Origin of the sequence: Bacillus sp. Y3 (genome assembly GCF_008123875.1) — a bacterium.
GTDB lineage: Bacteria > Bacillota > Bacilli > Bacillales > Bacillaceae > Bacillus > Bacillus altitudinis.
Genome location: NZ_VSSC01000003.1, coordinates 389729 through 407615, shown reverse-complemented (window position 1 = coordinate 407615; position 17887 = coordinate 389729). Strand labels below are relative to the sequence as shown.

Below are 17887 nucleotides of genomic sequence, written 5' to 3'. Positions count from 1 at the left end.
GTGGGAAACGGGTAAACAAAAACAATAGCATATTTGCTGCATTTGTATTATAATAAAAAATTGTGATAAAATGATTGATTTTAGGTTTAAGTTAAGTCAAGAACGAATAAACTAATATTGGCAGAAGTCAAGTGATTCTGAACATAACTTTTCGACAAAATGAGTTTTACTGTTGATTGCTTTATGGGGGAAAAGTATGGTCTTTTTGCTTCTCTAAAGCAGGAATAAGGTGGAGGGATGGAGAATTAGTCACCTGAATGAACGTAAAAAAGAAAGGACGATTTATGTCGATGCAGATGCTTGTCCTGTAAAAGACGAAATCCTTTCTGTCGCATCTCAATTTCAAGTACCTGTGACTTTCATTGCTTCATATGAGCATTTTCAAACCAAACGATCACCACTTGAAGATTGGCGGTTTGTTGATACACATAAGGAAGCAGCAGATTTAGTCATTGCGAACTTAGCTGTCAAGCACGATGTTGTCGTCACCCAGGATATTGGTCTGGCCTCCTTACTGCTTCCAAGACAAGTCATTGTTCTGTCTGAAAGAGGACGAATGTACACAAACGAAACAATTGATTTTGATTTGGAACGCAGGCATGTTTCCAGTAAACAGCGAAGAAAAGGTGTATACGGAAAAGGTCCCAAAAAGCTTTTAGAAGAGGATAAAAAGCGATTTATTGCCCAACTACAAAAAATCCTGTCGAATCATGAAGGATTTTTGAATTAAAAGGCGAATAATGTACGACGGAGTGTTATTAGGATGAGCAAACGTATACCAGATGAACTTTTGGAGCAAATCCAAAAAAACGCAGACATTGTCGAAGTGATTGGAGAATACGTACAGCTTAGAAAACAAGGGCGGAATTACTTCGGTCTTTGTCCATTCCATGGTGAAAATACTCCTTCATTCTCTGTTTCAGCAGATAAGCAAATCTTCCATTGTTTTGGCTGTGGTGCAGGAGGTAATGTATTTTCGTTCCTCAGACAAATGGAAGGCTACTCATTTATTGAAGCCGTTTCACATGTTGCTGATAAGTACCATATTGATTTGCCGGATCATGTAGCGAATGCGCAGATCAGTTCCTCACAGCAAGAGGATACAGCAGATCATAAAATGATTGAGGCGCATGAGCTTCTTAAGAAATTTTACCACCATTTGCTGGTAAATACAAAGGAAGGTCAAAACGCACTCGATTATTTAAGGTCCAGGGGCTTTACGGATGAAACAATTGCCAAGTTTGAGATCGGGTATGCTCTCGACTCGTGGGATTTCGTGACCAAGTTTTTAGAAAAACGAGGGTTTGATCCTGCGATGATGGAGAAGGCTGGTCTTTTGATTCAACGAGAAAACGGCACAGGTTTTTTTGACCGCTTTAGAGATCGTGTCATGTTTCCAATTCATGATCATCACGGGACGGTTGTCGCTTTTTCTGGAAGATCACTTGGTGATCAGCAGCCAAAGTATATGAATAGTCCTGAAACGCCACTTTTTCATAAAAGTAAGCTGCTTTATCACTTTCATGACGCGCGTATGCATATTAGAAAACGCGAACGTGCAGTCCTTTTCGAAGGATTTGCTGACGTCATCTCGGCTGTCACAAGTGGTGTTGGCGAAAGTGTTGCAACAATGGGTACGTCTTTAACAGAAGAGCACGTAAAGCTTCTTAGGCGGAACGTAGAAGAGATCATTTTATGTTATGACTCTGACACGGCCGGGTATGAAGCGACCATGAAAGCATCAGATTTGCTTGGAAAAAGAGGATGTAAAGTTCGCGTTGCCATGATACCAGATGGACTTGATCCAGATGATTACATTCGTAAATATGGCGGCGAGAAATTTAGGAATGACATCATAGATGCAAGTGTGACATTAATGACATTTAAGATGAATTTTTTCCGAAGAGGAAAGAATTTGTCTGACGAAGGAGACCGCCTGACTTACATGAAGCAGGTTCTCCGAGAAATCAGCCGATTAAACGGTTCCTTGGAACAAGAGATTTACATGAAGCAGCTGGCCGGGGAGTTCTCCATTTCACTTGACTCATTAAAGGAGCAATTGGAGCTTTTTGAAAAGCAGCAGCGACAAGAGGCAAAGAGCTCGCAAGAAGAAAATGGGCTTGAAAAGCGGCGTGCACATCTGTCAACACAGGTAAGACGAAAACGTCTAAGGCCGGCATATGAAAACGCAGAGCGAATGCTCCTTGCACATATGTTGAAAAATGATGACGTGATCCGAAAAGTGCTTGATAGGATAGGGTTTGAATTTAATATAGATTCGCACAGAGCGCTGGCAACATACATTTATGCATTGTATGAAGAAGGCAAGGAGCCGACCCCGCAGCATCTGATGAACCGTATAGAAGATGATGTGATCAATCAGCTCCTGACGGATATATTCATGATTCAAGTTGGAGACGAACTAAGTGAAGCTGAATTAAGTGATTATGTAAAAAAAGTGTTGAATCATCGGAATTTGTCAATGATAAAGGAAAAAGAACTAGAACGTGCAGAGGCGGAGAGGCAAAAAGATTTCTTCAAAGCGGCAACACTTGCAAAAGAAATTATTCAGTTGAACCGTTCGCTGAAGTAATACGTCTACTATTTATGACAAGACTTACGGCTGGCAATGAATCCTTTAATGGGAGGAGCATAAGACCGCAAGCATCTTGCCTTCATCATTATTTATTTTATTCCTATTTGCTCATTCTGTTTGATAGAGAGAGAAAGGCAGAGCAGAAGCAAATCGCAAGTTACTTTAGAATTCGTTGCAAGCTTTGGAAGGAGGGATCCATAATGGCTGATAAACAAGCCCACGAAACTGAAACTGAATTAACCTTTGAACAGGTGAGAGATAAGCTCACTGAAACGGGTAAAAAACGGGGCGTTTTAACATACGAAGAAATTGCAGAGCGTATGTCTAGCTTTGAAATTGAATCAGACCAGATGGATGAATACTATGAATACTTAGGCGAACAGGGTGTAGAACTCATCAGTGAAAATGAAGAGACTGAAGACCCAAATGTTCAGCAGCTGGCTAAGGCAGAAGAGGAATTTGACCTGAATGATTTAAGCGTACCACCAGGCGTCAAAATTAATGATCCTGTTCGTATGTATTTAAAAGAGATCGGGCGCGTCAATTTGCTATCTGCTAAAGAAGAGATTACGTATGCTCAAAAGATTGAAGAAGGCGATGAGGAATCAAAAAGAAGATTAGCGGAAGCGAACCTTCGTCTCGTTGTCAGCATTGCGAAACGTTATGTTGGTCGTGGTATGCTGTTCCTTGACTTGATTCAAGAAGGAAACATGGGGCTCATGAAGGCGGTTGAGAAGTTTGATTACCGCAAAGGATACAAATTCTCAACATATGCGACATGGTGGATTAGACAGGCGATCACACGTGCGATTGCCGATCAGGCGAGAACAATCCGGATCCCGGTTCATATGGTGGAAACCATTAATAAATTAATCCGTGTTCAAAGACAGCTTCTACAAGATCTAGGTAGAGAACCAACGCCAGAAGAAATTGCGGAAGACATGGATTTAACACCAGAGAAAGTAAGAGAAATTCTTAAAATTGCGCAAGAGCCAGTATCTTTAGAAACACCTATTGGTGAGGAAGATGACTCGCATCTTGGTGATTTTATCGAAGACCAAGAGGCGACTTCTCCATCAGACCATGCTGCCTATGAGCTCTTAAAAGAGCAGCTTGAAGATGTATTAGATACGCTAACGGACCGTGAAGAAAATGTGCTGAGACTGCGTTTCGGACTAGATGACGGAAGAACACGCACATTAGAAGAGGTAGGAAAGGTGTTTGGCGTAACAAGAGAGCGTATTCGCCAAATTGAAGCGAAAGCTCTTCGTAAATTAAGACACCCAAGCAGAAGTAAACGATTAAAAGACTTCTTAGAATAGAAACCGGACGGATCTTGAGAGAGATCCGTTCTTTCTTCATCAAAATGAAAACGCTTTTTTGACCTGATTATATTTTACTGAATAACAAATGAATTTGCAACGTTCTTAGAGAAAAGATGTATAAAAAATACATCTAAATGTGCTGAAGGCTTCTTTTCTCATTTTGAATCATTTTTGTCTAATCTGTGAACTTGACCAAAGTTTTGTATCATAATTCGTTTACTTTTTGTAAAATTAAAGTAGAATTAGAATTGTTTGCATAGTCTCAAAGGGGTTTTTCACAAAGGGGAGGATGAAAGAAATGAAACGGAATCCACTTATACCATTCTTATTGATTGCCATTTTAGGTATTGGACTCACTTTTTTCTTATCAATGAAGGGGCTGAAAGATGAAGACAAAATTGCCTCTGGGGGCAAAGAGCAAAAGCAAGAAGAGACCGCAAATGCGACGCCGGAAGAATTGTATAAGCAGAACTGTATTAGCTGTCATGGGGAAAACTACGAAGGTGGCGCTGGTCCTGCATTAAAAGGTGTTGGCGACAAGCTTGAAGTAGCAGACATCAAGAAAAAAATTCAAGAAGGCGGAAATGGGATGCCGGGCGGGCTAATTCCGAATGAAAAGCTCGATGAAATGTCAGAATGGGTATCCAAAATTAAATAATAAAGCGCAAAAAGCTCTTTTTCATCAGAAGAGCTTTTTTCATTTGAAAACGACTTTTAAAAAGTCCATAATTTATATAAGATAGACAAGTATGAACATTAAAGAAAAGTAGTGATATGGATGAATGAAATGAATTTGTCAAAACGATTAAAAAGAGTCGCAGACTTTTTACCAAAAGAGGCGGTCTTTGCTGATATTGGCTCAGATCATGCCTATTTGCCATGTTATGCGATATTACATCATAAAGCATTGAAAGCCATTGCTGGTGAAATTACTGATGGACCGCTTCAATCTGCGAAGCAGCAAGTACATAGGCTTGAATTAGATGAGCAGATTTCAGTCAGAAAAGGAAATGGCCTTGAAGTGATTGAAAAAGGCGAGGTGAATGCTGTCACGATTGCAGGAATGGGCGGAGCACTCATTGCAAGCATTCTAAATGAAGGTAAACACAAGCTCACAGGGCAGGAGCGGCTTATTCTTCAGCCTAATATTCATGCTCACCATATTCGTTTATGGCTCTATCAAGAGGGGTATGAACTGATGGATGAAGTGATTTTAGAAGAGGATGGCAAGATATACGAAATCATCATTGCCGAAACTGGCGACAAAGATAAAGCTTATAAAGGCATGTCGATTGAAACAGGCATGCTCGTTGGTCCGTTTCTTGCCAAAGAACATAATGATGTCTTCCGGCGCAAATGGATGAATGAGCTTCAGCACATGGAGCATATAGAAGGCCAGATTCAACAAGCAGCGCCGACGGAAGAGAACAAAGAACGTCTCAAAGAGCTGAATGCGAAAATAAAAATGCTAAAGGAGGTTTTGACTGTTGGCTAAAACAGTGAACGGGCATGAAATCATCCAATTATTTGAGCAATTCTCACCAAAGGCATATGCGGTGGAAGGTGATAAAATTGGGCTCCAGATTGGAACGCTGAATAAAAAAGTGACCAATGTCATGATCACCTTAGATGTATTAGAAAATGTGGTAGATGAGGCAATTGAGCGGAAGGTGGATCTCATTATTGCCCACCATCCGCCAATTTTCCGTCCATTAAAACATGTGGCGACAGATCAGCCGGCAGGACGGATCATTGAGAAATGCATCAAACATGATATTGCGGTGTATGTAGCACATACAAACCTGGACGTGGCTGATGGAGGAGTCAATGACTTGCTTGCAGACGCTTTAGAGCTCGGGGAAACAAAAGTGCTAGTTCCAACATACGAAGATCCAATTAAGCAGCTAGCCTTGTATGTCCCAGTGGAATTTGAAGAGGCCATCAGGACGGCTTTAGGAAATGCGGGAGCTGGCCATATTGGCAACTACAGTCATTGCGCTTTTTCAAATGAAGGGACAGGCAGTTTTCTGCCATCAGAAGAAGCTGTGCCATTTATTGGTGAGACGGGTAAATTGGAATTTGTGAAAGAAGTACGAATCGAAACCATTTTCCCAGCGAGTATTGAAAAACAAGTGATTCGTGAAATGATCAAAGCACACCCTTATGAAGAAGTGGCTTACAGTGTACACACGACAGATCTTCCTCCTATTCAAAAAGGCCTTGGGCGTATTGGAGAATTAAAAGAACCTATGACACTTAAAGACTTCACTCAATTTGTGAAAACGAAGTTAGATGTGAATGGAGCGCGTTTTGTAGGAGATCAGGAAGCGGTCGTGAAAAAAGTAGCTGTGCTTGGAGGAGACGGAAATAAATATATCCATCAAGCGAAAAGAATGGGTGCAGATGTGTACGTGACTGGCGACCTTTATTTCCATGTCGCTCACGATGCCATGATGCTCGGACTGAATGTAGTGGACCCAGGTCATTACGCAGAAAAGATCATGAAAGAGGGCGTGAAGACAAAGCTAGAATCGCTATGTACAGATAAAAAATATGATGTGCAATTCTTTGTATCAGAATCAAACACAAATCCGTTTCAATTTGTGTAAATAAAAACGTCAGAGCATAGCAGCTCTGACGTTTTTTTATTTCTTTGTTTTCACGCGAGGTAATATCTTAGAAAGAGGAACCGTCCGTTCAATTTTCCATGTCGATTCATCATCAGGTTCATAGTTTTCTAAGAAACGAATGACTTCTTTTGTAATAGGTGTTGGTGTGGAAGCACCTGCAGTAACGGCAACTGTTTTTACACCTTGGAGCCATTCAAGCTTTAACTCACTGAGATCACCAATTCGGTAAGCCTGCGTTCCTGCAATCTCCATTGACACTTGCGCCAGACGATTTGAGTTATTGCTTTTTGGATCGCCGACCACAATGGTCAGATCGGCTTGGCCTGCTTGCTGTGACACAGCTTCCTGACGTACCTGTGTCGCAAGGCAGATTTCTTGATGGTACTCGACGTGAGGATATTTTTCTTTAATGAGCTCCATCAGATCATGAACATCCCACTGAGACATTGTCGTCTGATTGGTGATGAGTAGTTTATCTGACGTTAAATCGAGCGCTTTAATATCAGCTTCTGTTTCGACAAGGTGCACTTTGTCAGGTGCAACACCGACGGCTCCTTCTGGCTCAGGGTGCCCCTTTTTCCCGATATAAATAATGTCATATCCATCAGCTGTTTTTTCTGAAATGAGTTCATGTGTTTTCGTGACATCTGGACACGTCGCATCAATGGCGACAAGGCCTTTTTCTTCTGCAATTTGACGGACTTCAGGAGATACGCCGTGAGCGGTGAAAATCACTGTGCCACTTTCAACCTGTTTTAAAATATCTAGACGGTTTGGTCCGTCCAGTGTGTAAATTCCATCTTCTTCGAAGGCATCTGTGACATGTTTGTTGTGCACAATCATACCTAATATATAAATTGGGCGTGGCAAGTTTTTATCAAGTGCGGCATTTTTAGCAATGACCATTGCATCTACAACGCCATAGCAATAGCCACGCGGCGAAATTTTAATTACATTCATTTATTCGTCCTCCTGTAGGGAAGTGCTGCTAGAGAAGAACAATATAAAAAGCCGTGAAAAACGGCTTTTGATCATTCTCTTCCTTCATTATAGCCAAAGTAAGCGCATATATCAAAGATTGTTATACATGGGAAACACTTCGCCTATAAAAGATCACTAGACATATAGTTTCGGAATTGAACTGCCCGATCTTTTTTTCGGTTTTGCTTCAGGAGCAGCTGATGTGTGTACAGTCCCTTTTTTGACAAGGATGTCCTCTGGTTCTTCTTCTTTTCCTTCTTCTATTTCATCATCAACCGGTGCTGCTTGTTCGTGCGGAACGTCTGTTTCTGCAGTGATTTCTTTTGGTTCTTCGTCTGCATCATTCGTATTTGTTTCATCATCATCCGCACTGCCAAGCTGGCTATAGAGTTTAATCATGGCAGGCAAATTTCTGACTAAAGGACCGTATTGCTGAATCATAGGCGTGAATTGCTGCGCCATTCCGAGTACTTTTTGAACATTTCCTAACATGCTTGAAAGGTTCGCAGGGTTTGCGAAGCTCTGGATTCCTTGTAATCCGGCACCACCTCCAGCTCCAGAGATCCCTGCTCCTCCAGCTCCAGGAAGAAATTTTGCCAGCATGCCCTTAATTCCGGCGCCGCCGCCTAGTGCACGGCTTTCGCCTCCAGGAATGCCACCCATCCCGCGTAGACCGCCGCCTTGTACAGACGGAGAGCGAGGCATCATTTGTTGAAATTGGTTGCCTTGCCCTTGAAAAGGCTGTTCGATCGGAGCCTGCTGTCTCCGTTGAAAAATCCCGGGCTGTCCGCCATTTCCAAGGTGCCGGCGTGAGGGGCGATGCGGCTGAAAATCGCCCATAGGCCTTTGCCCTAACATACTTGTACCTCCCTTACTGCATTCTCTTTCTCTTCATAGGTTATGCAGGGAAGTATCATTTGGTTTCCTGTGAGAAAAGCGGACATGGTTTTTTTGCTGAAAATCAGCTATAATGAGGAGATGAGCAAAAAGGCATTGCCTTAAGGAGTGAAAACATGAAAGAAACGAAATTTACGACATATGAATTAAAGTCTTTTATTATAGATGCTATTCATGAACTGGGCTTTTATGAGCCGACTGATATTCAAAAAAGAATCATCCCTGCTGTTTTAAAAGGTGAAAGCGTGATTGGACAGTCTCAAACAGGAACAGGGAAAACCCATGCGTATTTATTGCCGCTTATTCATTCAATTGATCCAAGCAAAGAGCAAGTACAAGTGGTCATTACTGCACCAACACGAGAATTAGCGAATCAAATTTTTAAAGAAGCACAAACGATCTTAAAAAATACGACTCCAGAAGAAGAAATCAAGGCAAAGCTTTACATTGGCGGAACGGACAAGCAGAAATCCATTCAAAAGCTAAAGAATCAGCCGCACTTAGTGGTCGGCACTCCTGGACGTATTGCTGATCTTATTCATGAGCAAGCGCTGAATGTGTACAAAGCAACATCTCTTGTCATTGATGAAGCAGACCTTATGCTAGATATGGGCTTTTTAGAAGATGTGGATCGTATTGGTTCACAAATGCCAGAACAGCTGCAAATGCTCGTGTTCTCAGCAACTATTCCAGAAAAATTAAAACCTTTCCTCAAAAAATATATGGATAATCCGAAATATGCACATGTTGAACCGAAACGAATTACGGCTGAAAACATTCAGCATATTTTAGTTCCATCTAAACAGCGTGATAAATTAAAATTACTTCATGAAATGGTGACGAATGTACAGCCTTATTTAGGGATCATCTTTGCCAATACGAAATCAACTGTTGATGAGATTGCCTCATTCCTACAAGAAAAAGGAATGAAAATTGGGGTACTTCATGGTGGTTTAACGCCTCGTGAACGTAAAAAAGTGATGAAACAAATTGAAGATTTGGAGTTCACATATATTGTGGCATCTGATCTTGCTGCCCGCGGGATTGATATTAAGGGCGTCAGCCACGTGATTAACTATGAGCTCCCATCCGATCTTGATTTTTATGTTCACCGTGTGGGAAGAACGGCTCGCGCTGGTTCATCTGGCATTGCAATGACCATTTATGATCTCGCTGATGAGGATGCACTCGTTCAAATTGAAAAAATGGGTGTTGTGTTTGAAAACAAAACGATTGTTCATGGCGAATGGCGAGATGCAGATGATCGTTTGAAGCGTCAAAGACGTAAAAAAGCACCAAATGAAATTGAAGAAAAAGCAAAACGCCTTGTCAGAAAACCGAAAGCCGTCAAACCTGGATATAAAAAGAAAATGACACGTGAGATGGATAAGATCAAAAGACAAGAACGTAGAAAGTCAAAGCGTAACGGAAAGTAGGGGGACACATTGTTGAAGATTGGATCACATGTATCCATGAGCGGAAAACATATGCTTCTTGCAGCGAGTGAGGAAGCTGCCTCTTATGGTTCAAATACTTTTATGATTTATACAGGTGCACCGCAAAATACGCGCCGTAAAAAAATTGAAGATCTCAATATTGAAGCTGGACAAGCGCATATGAAAGAGCATGGTATGACAGATATCGTCGTTCATGCACCGTATATTATCAATATTGGGAACACAGTGAATCCAGCGACATTTGAGCTTGGAGTGGACTTCCTTCGCTCTGAGATAGAGCGTACAGAAGCGCTAGGTGCAAGACAAATTGTTCTTCATCCAGGTGCGCATGTCGGAGCAGGTGCAGATGCTGGAATTCAAAAAATCATTGAAGGTCTCAATGAAGTCATTGTGAAGGGGCAGGAGGTTCAAATTGCGCTGGAAACAATGGCGGGAAAAGGATCAGAGTGCGGAAGAAGCTTTGAAGAGCTTGCCCAAATTATTGACGGTGTGACACATAACGAAGCACTTTCTGTTTGCTTTGATACGTGTCACGCGCACGATGCTGGTTATCCCATTGTGAGTGATTTTGATGGAGTATTAGAAGAATTTGATCGAATTGTCGGGATCGACCGAATCAAAGTTCTTCATATTAATGATAGTAAAAATGTACAAGGCGCAAGAAAAGACCGACATGAAAATATCGGTTTCGGAGAAATTGGTTTTGATGCCCTGAGCTATATCGTTCATCATCCACAGCTTCAAGATGTGCCGAAGATTCTAGAAACGCCTTATGTAGGTGAAGATAAAAAGAACAAGAAACCACCTTATAAATTCGAAATTGCGATGCTGAAAGAAAAGCAATTTGATGAAGGTTTACTAGATAAGATTACGGGTCAATAAAAGTGCATGCAATGTGATGAGGTGCCGCTAAATGCGGCCCTTTTTTGCCTAATTTGTGAACTGATTAAACAGATCGTTGACGGTCTGTGCAGTTTGTTTAGACGTAATCGCTTCCACTTGCTTAAGCAGCCGGTTGCGCTCTGCATCGTTAAAAATATTGACGTTTTTCCCATTCATGAGTTTGGCGACCTCAGCAGCCTGATTGGATGTTAAACTGACCCCATACTGTTTCGCATACCTTAACAAGTCATTTGCTGTGATCTGATTCAGACGCTGCAACACAATTTTTTGAATTAAAATCAATTCCATTCCTCCCCTCTGTATCAATGTATGGGCGAAAACGGAAAATGTGCAAAAAATTTTATTTTACTCTGTGAAATGATAAAATAGTAAAGTGAATAAAATGTTCATTGAAAACTAAACATGTGTAGAAGGGAGAACGTATGGCAAATAGTAAACAGCATAAAAAGGAATCAGTGCCTCATTTTATTTTGAGAATTTTTCTGATTCTAGTAGGAGCTGCATGTGCAGCAGTCAGCATTGAATTATTTTTAGTGCCAAACAATATTATTGATGGAGGCATCATCGGTATTTCGCTTATTCTGGATTATCTTTTTACGGATAACCCATTCATTAATTTTGCGACGATTGTTGTCATTTTAAATATTCCATTTATGATATCAGGATACAAACATATTGGGAAAACCTTCTTGATTTCCACTGTGATTGGGATTGTCAGCTTGGCCGTGATTGAATCTTCACTCCATCATGTAGAAGCATTTACGACGCAGCCGATTTTAGCTACTGTATTTGGAGGGCTATTACTCGGGTTTGGCGTTGGGCTTGTGATACGGAATGGAGGCTCAATGGACGGAACGGAAATCTTAGGAATTCTTCTGACGAAAAAAATTCCTTTCTCCGTCGGTGAGTTTGTCATGATCGTCAATGTGTTCATTTTTATTTGGGCGGGCTTTGTCTTCGGACCGGAGCAAGCTATGTATTCTGTCATGACATATTATTTGGCAATGAAAACAATTGATGCTGTCATTCAAGGACTAGATGAAACAAAAGCTGTCATTATCGTTTCGGATTATTATGATGAAATTTCAGATGCGATTCTTCATCGTCTCGGCAGGGGAACGACCAAGCTTAGAGGAAAAGGCGGTTATACCGATGAAGAAAAAGATGTCATTTACGCCGTCGTGACAAGACTTGAAATTACGAAGCTGAAATCTATTGTGTTTGAAATTGATGGTCAAGCCTTTATTACGATTATGGATACGCATGAAACAAAAGGCGGTAAATTCAAAACAGCCATTCATTAGCTTTTATTTTACTTTTTTATCTTTCTTTTATATAATGAAATATATGTATGGACAAAGAAAATGGCTTTTGCCATTTTCTTTTTGTTGTATAAATCGTAATCATTCTTTTTATATTGGATTAAAGGTGGAAAGATTTATGGCAAAGCCAATTATTGAAATGAAGGACATTTCGTATTCATATGGACAGCGAAATGTCATCGATCACATTCATTTAACGGTAGAGGAAGGAAACTTTCTAGCACTTGTTGGACCGAATGGATCTGGTAAAACAACCTTATTAAAATGCCTGCTTGGCTTGATTAAACCCCAGCAGGGAGAATTGAAGCTGTTTGGCACACCTGCTCAAAAATTTAAAGACTGGGATCAAATTGGATTTGTTTCTCAAAAGGCGAATAGCTTTAATACAGGGTTTCCTGCTTCTGTATACGAGGTCGTGGCAAGCGGTTTAACGGCGAAGATTGGTTTATTCAAACGCATGAGTAAGCAAGATAAGCTTCAAGTAGATGAGGCCATACGCTCAGTTGGCATACAAGACTTAAAACACCAAAACATTGGTGAGCTTTCAGGCGGTCAGCAGCAGCGTACATTTATTGCCCGTGCGCTCGTCAGTCAGCCGAAGCTGCTTATTTTAGATGAGCCGACAGTTGGGGTAGACCAAAGAACAGTAGAGGGCTTTTATCAGCTGTTAGAAACATTGAACAAAGAAAAAGGAATGTCTTTAATTCTCGTTACACATGACGTAGGAACCGTTTCTGACAAAGTCACGCATGTGGCTTGTTTAAATCAGACACTTCATTTTCATGGAGATGCGGAAACGTTTGATTCGATGGATGATCAGGCGCTTTCTCAGTTTTACGGGCATGACATTCAAGTGATTCATCACGATCATCACCATCATGGGGGACATGAATAATGCTATTTCCATTTTTTCATTATGAATTTTTACAAAATGCGTTTATCGCAGGGATGCTGATCGGCTTTATTGCGCCCTTACTTGGTGTATTTATTGTCGTGAGAAGGCTCTCTCTCATCGCAGATGCGCTTAGTCACGTGTCACTTGCTGGGATAGCGGCAAGTTTATTCCTTGATAAAAAATTTGGACTTTTGACAGGGGTTAGCCCGCTTTACTTAGGAATGGCTTTTTCTGTGGCTGGCTCGTTGTTTATTGAACGTCTGCGCTCTGTGTATAAACATTATCAGGAGCTGGCGATTCCCATTATTTTATCAGGTGGTATTGGGATCTCTGTTATTTTCATTTCACTTGCAAATGGTTTTAATACAGATTTGTTCAGCTATTTGTTCGGAAGTGTCAGTGCGGTTTCAAGGCTCGATCTTTGGATCATTGTTGGGATCTCACTTGTCGTTGTATTAGTGGTTGTGCTCTTGTATAAAGAATTGTTTTTGCTTTCTTTTGATGAAGAACATGCGAAGGCTTCTGGTATTTCAGCTAAGTGGATTCATTTTATTTTTATTTTAGTTGTTGCACTTGTCATCGCAGCATCGATGCGTATTGTCGGTACACTCCTAGTGTCCGCACTCATGACACTGCCAGTTGCGGCAAGTATTCGGATTGCCAAAGGGTTTAAACAGGCGATTTTCCTTTCCATCTTATTTGGGGAATTGTCTGTCATGGTCGGCTTGATTTTAAGTTATTATCTTGATTTAGCGCCGGGTGGAACCATTGTGATGCTGTCTATTTTGATTTTAATCGGGTGTATTAGTATTGGGAAATTCAGAAGGGGGAATCATCATGAACGTACAAGAAGCGCTTGATTTATTAAAGGAAAAAGGCTATAAATATACAAGCAAACGTGAAGATATGCTTCAATTGTTTTCTGATTCTGATAAATACTTGACCGCTAAAAATGTATTAACAGCTTTAAGTGAAGATTACCCAGGGCTTAGTTTTGATACGATTTATCGAAACCTGTCTTTATATGAAGATCTTGGGATATTAGAGACAACGGAATTATCAGGGGAGAAACTGTTTCGTTTTAAATGTTCGTTTTCCCATCATCATCACCACTTTATTTGTTTGACATGCGGTAAAACAAAGGAAATCGACGCTTGCCCTATGGACAAGCTTGATGCTGATCTAGAGGATTATCACATTAGCGGACATAAATTTGAAATTTACGGAACGTGTCCTTCTTGCGAACCGAAGGAAGTTCATTCATGAAAGAAGCCAGCCGATGGGCTGGCTTTTTGTTTTGTCATGTTGAAAACGTTTTACAAAGGATAGCTGTTTCATTAAAATGAGAACAACAGATCATCTATAGAAGCAGATTTGAGTCTTTAGAAATAGGGGGAGGGGTCAAAAGTGGCGTATTATATCGTATTCGATGTAGGCGGGACAAAAACAAAGCATGGGGTCATGGATCGAAATGGTGAGCTGATCACGAGCGGCGACTACGAAACAAACTGCCGGCAGCTTGAGCCGTTTTTAGAGGACATGGAGAACGTGGTGAAAGAGTATCAAAGGACTTGGGATATCAAAGGGATTGCGATGAGTCTTCCGGGGTTTGTTGACAGTCAAACGGGTTATACGGAATTTGCAGGAGCGATTATTGCTTTAAATGGCCAAAATGTCAAAACGCTTTTGGAAGAAAAAACATCACTTCGTGTAGAAGTAGAAAATGATGCGAACTGTGCAGCTCTGGCTGAAAAATTTAGTGGTCATGCGAAAGAGTGTGACAGCTTTATATGTATGACGCTTGGGACTGGTGTCGGCGGTGGTATTTTTGCTGGCGGAGAGCTTGTGCGCGGTGCCTCTTTTCGCGGCGGTGAATTTGGCATGATGCTGACAGAAACAGAAAACGGTCAGTTTACGACACTCAACAGCAGTGCTTCGACAGCTGGATTGATACGAAGCTACAAAGAGCAGCAGGGAATTCCACAAAGTCAGCAAATTGACGGTCAAGAAATCTTTGAAAAAGCCAAGCAAGATCCGGCCATTGAGAAGATGATCGATCAGTGGTACAAGCGAATCGCAATTGGCATTTACAATGTGGCAACAGTTCTCAATCCAGAGAAAATCCTCATTGGCGGGGGTGTGAGTGCAAGGCCCGATTTGATTCCAAACATTGAGAAACATTTACATACTTTGCATGCATGGAAAAACATACAGGTGACACTGGAAACGTGCTATTACTTCAATCAGGCAGGTATGATGGGTGCACTTTATCATTTTTTAATAAAAGAAGGACATTATCGTACAATCAAAAAGCCGATACATTAAACGTATCGGCTTCAGCGCGCAGACAAACCCTCGCATTCTTTGTCAGTCCTGCGTTCCGGTGCTCACGAATGTCAAATTCGCTCCGCTCCAGTACTCGTCCTTCCTAGGGCTGCAAAGGTTTTCTATCACGCTGAAACGAAGACAAAGGGCTAAAATAAAGTTCATTTTAGCCCTTTGTCAACAATCTGAAGCCGATACATTAAAAAAGTATCGGCTTTTGATCTGTTTTAGTAAGCAGTTTGCAGACGCTTTTCATACTGTTTGATCCATTGGGATGCTTCTTGCCAGTTATTCACGCGAATGATCCGTTCATCAATTGGCATTTGATTATACGGTGAGTTAAACAGAATCACTGGAATGTCAGCTTCTTTTGCAATCATTGTGGCATTGCCATGGTGATCTTCAAAAAACACATCGATCTTATGTTTTTGAACAGCTTCCACCTTATGATGTCCGCCAACAAGCTCGATATCGTCATAATGGACATGATTCTCCTCAAACCATTTGTAGGTGATGTCTGAGTGATGCTGCCTTCTGGCTGTGATATAAATCAATTGATGATGATGTTTCATTTGATTGAGGATTTCTTTTGCACCCTCGGCAGGCTTTGCCTGTTTATAAATAAGAGGCTCATACTCATTCATCCAGCCCCAAAATTCTTCATTTGAAATCTTTAAAAGCTTCGTCAAATCATATTCCGTCATATCATCTAGTGTGATGTCACATTGAAACGACTCATTTAAGTAGGGGACAAAGGTGTCCTGCGCCGTGACTGTGCCATCTATATCAATTCCTAAACGTAACATGCCCACACTCCTCATATTTATCCTCTTAAAGTGTAACATAATCAATTCACAATTCCAGCAAGTTTTAGCAAACATGAAACAGACATTTTTGCTCATACTAAAAAAGCTCCTTTCTATTAACCAAAAGGGGGAATTGATCATGGAAAGAGACGAAGATTTCAGAAGAAATGATCGTGAAATCGACACACACTTTAGTAATGATGATGGCTATTTAGAGGAAACAGCTGCTGAAATAGCAGAGCCATATCAAGCATCAAGAGATCGTGAAGACAGAAGAGAACGTGACCATGTAGGTGACGATTCAGGCAGTAAGGGGATAGGCTATACAGCACTCGCGATTGCGATTATCTCATTATTTGTCTTGCCGGTGCTATTAGGCGTAGCGGCAATCGTCGTTGGTTATATTGCAAGAAGAAAAGGAGCACATGCGCTTGGCGCGTGGTCAATCGGGATCGGAATCGTTTCCGTCATCCTCGGCATCTTTATCACCCCGTTCTTTTAACAGGACAGGAACAGAAAAACGCCTGACAGTGATGTCAGGCGTTCTTTGTTATGCGTTCGCTTGTTTTGCTTTTTCAGCTTCCATTTTTGCATAATGTTCTTCAGCGATTTTATCGATTTCTTTTTTCAGTTCTTCGACCATTGTTTCTTCTGGCACTTTCCGAACGATTTCACCTTTGCGGAATAAAAGGCCTTCACCTCTAGCGCCAGCGATGCCGATATCAGCTTCACGCGCTTCACCCGGACCGTTTACAGCACATCCGAGAACAGCTACTTTAATTGGTGCTTTAATTTTAGAAATATATTCTTCGACTTCATTTGCAATGCTAATGAGGTCAATTTCAATTCGTCCACAAGTTGGACAAGAGATGAGTGTTGCTGCATTTGATGCAAGGCCAAATGATTTTAATAATTCACGTGCCACTTTGACCTCTTCGACCGGGTCAGCACTTAATGAAATACGGAGTGTGTTACCAATCCCCATATTCAAGATTGCGCCAAGACCAGCTGCACTTTTGACCGTACCTGCAAATAACGTACCTGATTCTGTAATCCCAAGATGAAGAGGGTAATCAAAGGCTTTTGCTGCTTTTTCGTATGCCTCGATCGCAAGGTTTACATCAGATGCTTTCATACTGACAATGATGTCATGAAAATCTAGGTCTTCTAAAATTTTAATGTGATGCAGTGCACTTTCAACCATACCATCTGCTGTTGGATAGCCGTATTTATCAAGAATCTTTTTCTCGAGTGAACCGGCGTTTACCCCAATACGAATTGGAATGCCTTTTTCTTTTGCCGCTTTCACAACAGCTTCGACTTTTTCTCGTCTTCCGATGTTTCCTGGGTTGATACGAATTTTGTCTGCACCTGCTTCAATCGCTTTCAGTGCAAGCTTGTAGTCAAAATGAATGTCGACAACAAGGGGAATGTTGATTTGTTTTTTAATGTCCGCAATCGCATTTGCTGCACGCTCATCTGGGCATGCGACACGCACGATTTGACAGCCAGCTTCTTCTAAACGTTTAATTTCAGCTACTGTCGCTTCGACATCATGTGTTTTGGTTGTCGCCATACTTTGAATGACGACTTCATTGTTTCCACCTATAGTTAAAGGTCCCACTTTGACGGGACGCGTTTTTGTACGATGTGTGACTTCACTCACTTGTCAATCGCTCCTTAGTGTACATGCAATTCGTTTGCAGTGTACGACGTGTTTTACATCTCATATTGTAACAGTCTCTTCGTA

19 protein-coding genes are annotated in these 17887 nt (G+C 41.2%); 14 read left to right on the top strand and 5 right to left on the bottom strand.

The features are described 5' to 3' along the window. Positions 1-229 precede the first annotated feature (229 nt). The 6 genes from FXF70_RS07155 (at position 230) to FXF70_RS07130 (ending at position 6530) form a co-directional block, all read left to right on the top strand. Positions 230-730 carry a YaiI/YqxD family protein gene (locus FXF70_RS07155; RefSeq protein ID WP_035702740.1) on the top strand — a complete coding sequence of 167 codons (501 nt, stop codon included), beginning with the start codon at positions 230-232 and terminating at the stop codon, positions 728-730. Between the two features lie 33 nt (positions 731-763). Beyond that, a complete protein-coding gene (gene dnaG / locus FXF70_RS07150; protein WP_008342393.1) occupies positions 764-2593 on the top strand; it encodes a DNA primase in 1830 nt (609 codons plus the stop codon). Between the two features lie 203 nt (positions 2594-2796). Then, complete coding sequence (gene rpoD / locus FXF70_RS07145; RefSeq protein WP_008342392.1) at positions 2797-3918, top strand: RNA polymerase sigma factor RpoD; 1122 nt, start codon at positions 2797-2799, stop codon at positions 3916-3918. A gap of 301 nt (positions 3919-4219) precedes the next feature. Next, positions 4220-4579 (top strand): cytochrome c550, encoded by a 360-nt coding sequence (gene cccA / locus FXF70_RS07140; protein WP_008342390.1) that lies wholly within the window; start codon positions 4220-4222, stop codon positions 4577-4579. A gap of 120 nt (positions 4580-4699) precedes the next feature. After that, positions 4700-5416, top strand: a complete 717-nt coding sequence (locus tag FXF70_RS07135; RefSeq protein ID WP_148780044.1) for a tRNA (adenine(22)-N(1))-methyltransferase — start codon at positions 4700-4702, stop codon at positions 5414-5416. Further along, positions 5409-6530 (top strand): Nif3-like dinuclear metal center hexameric protein, encoded by a 1122-nt coding sequence (locus tag FXF70_RS07130; RefSeq protein WP_017367619.1) that lies wholly within the window; start codon positions 5409-5411, stop codon positions 6528-6530. Before FXF70_RS07135 ends, FXF70_RS07130 begins: the two co-directional genes overlap by 8 nt. A 36-nt stretch (positions 6531-6566) precedes the next feature. On the opposite strand, the gene FXF70_RS07125 is transcribed toward FXF70_RS07130, so the two are convergent. Both FXF70_RS07125 and vrrA read right to left on the bottom strand, forming a co-directional pair. After that, positions 6567-7511 carry a 4-hydroxy-3-methylbut-2-enyl diphosphate reductase gene (locus FXF70_RS07125; protein WP_007501283.1) on the bottom strand — a complete coding sequence of 315 codons (945 nt, stop codon included), beginning with the start codon at positions 7509-7511 and terminating at the stop codon, positions 6567-6569. Between the two features lie 156 nt (positions 7512-7667). Continuing rightward, positions 7668-8390, bottom strand: coding sequence for a VrrA/YqfQ family protein (gene vrrA / locus FXF70_RS07120; RefSeq protein ID WP_017367618.1), 723 nt, complete (start codon positions 8388-8390; stop codon positions 7668-7670). 155 nt (positions 8391-8545) lie between these two features. Between vrrA and FXF70_RS07115 the strand changes: the two genes are divergently transcribed. Further along, on the top strand, positions 8546-9865 hold the full coding sequence (locus FXF70_RS07115; RefSeq protein ID WP_007501280.1) for a DEAD/DEAH box helicase: 1320 nt from the start codon (positions 8546-8548) through the stop codon (positions 9863-9865). Positions 9866-9874: 9 nt separating this feature from the next. Continuing rightward, complete coding sequence (locus FXF70_RS07110; protein WP_148780043.1) at positions 9875-10768, top strand: deoxyribonuclease IV; 894 nt, start codon at positions 9875-9877, stop codon at positions 10766-10768. 48 nt (positions 10769-10816) lie between these two features. Here FXF70_RS07110 and FXF70_RS07105 read toward each other — a convergent pair whose 3' ends face one another. Then, positions 10817-11071, bottom strand: a complete 255-nt coding sequence (locus FXF70_RS07105; RefSeq protein WP_008342377.1) for a DUF2624 domain-containing protein — start codon at positions 11069-11071, stop codon at positions 10817-10819. Between the two features lie 140 nt (positions 11072-11211). Here FXF70_RS07105 and FXF70_RS07100 point away from each other — a divergent pair, with 140 nt between their 5' ends. The 5 genes from FXF70_RS07100 to FXF70_RS07080 all read left to right on the top strand — a co-directional run bounded on the left by FXF70_RS07100 (position 11212) and on the right by FXF70_RS07080 (position 15331). Beyond that, positions 11212-12093, top strand: a complete 882-nt coding sequence (locus FXF70_RS07100; protein ID WP_007501276.1) for a YitT family protein — start codon at positions 11212-11214, stop codon at positions 12091-12093. 136 nt (positions 12094-12229) lie between these two features. Beyond that, positions 12230-13006 carry a metal ABC transporter ATP-binding protein gene (locus FXF70_RS07095; RefSeq protein WP_008342368.1) on the top strand — a complete coding sequence of 259 codons (777 nt, stop codon included), beginning with the start codon at positions 12230-12232 and terminating at the stop codon, positions 13004-13006. Next, complete coding sequence (locus tag FXF70_RS07090; protein ID WP_007501274.1) at positions 13006-13866, top strand: metal ABC transporter permease; 861 nt, start codon at positions 13006-13008, stop codon at positions 13864-13866. The genes FXF70_RS07095 and FXF70_RS07090 overlap by 1 nt, the downstream gene beginning before the upstream one ends. Continuing rightward, the gene (gene zur, locus FXF70_RS07085; protein WP_003217433.1) at positions 13844-14272 is read left to right on the top strand and encodes a zinc uptake transcriptional repressor Zur; all 429 of its coding nucleotides are present in this window, start codon (positions 13844-13846) and stop codon (positions 14270-14272) included. Before FXF70_RS07090 ends, zur begins: the two co-directional genes overlap by 23 nt. Before the next feature lie 141 nt (positions 14273-14413). Beyond that, a complete protein-coding gene (locus FXF70_RS07080) occupies positions 14414-15331 on the top strand; it encodes an ROK family protein (protein ID WP_148780042.1) in 918 nt (305 codons plus the stop codon). Between the two features lie 227 nt (positions 15332-15558). Here the strand turns inward: FXF70_RS07080 and FXF70_RS07075 are convergent, their stop codons facing one another. Then, entirely contained in the window at positions 15559-16137 is a 579-nt protein-coding gene (locus FXF70_RS07075; protein WP_008342361.1) for a 5' nucleotidase, NT5C type, read from the bottom strand. A gap of 139 nt (positions 16138-16276) precedes the next feature. Here FXF70_RS07075 and FXF70_RS07070 point away from each other — a divergent pair, with 139 nt between their 5' ends. After that, positions 16277-16639: a DUF308 domain-containing protein gene (locus FXF70_RS07070; protein WP_008342359.1), complete on the top strand. Its 363-nt coding sequence runs from the start codon at positions 16277-16279 to the stop codon at positions 16637-16639. A gap of 48 nt (positions 16640-16687) precedes the next feature. Here the strand turns inward: FXF70_RS07070 and ispG are convergent, their stop codons facing one another. Then, the gene (gene ispG / locus FXF70_RS07065) at positions 16688-17803 is read right to left on the bottom strand and encodes a flavodoxin-dependent (E)-4-hydroxy-3-methylbut-2-enyl-diphosphate synthase (protein WP_008342357.1); all 1116 of its coding nucleotides are present in this window, start codon (positions 17801-17803) and stop codon (positions 16688-16690) included. Between the last annotated feature and the right edge of the window lie 84 nt (positions 17804-17887).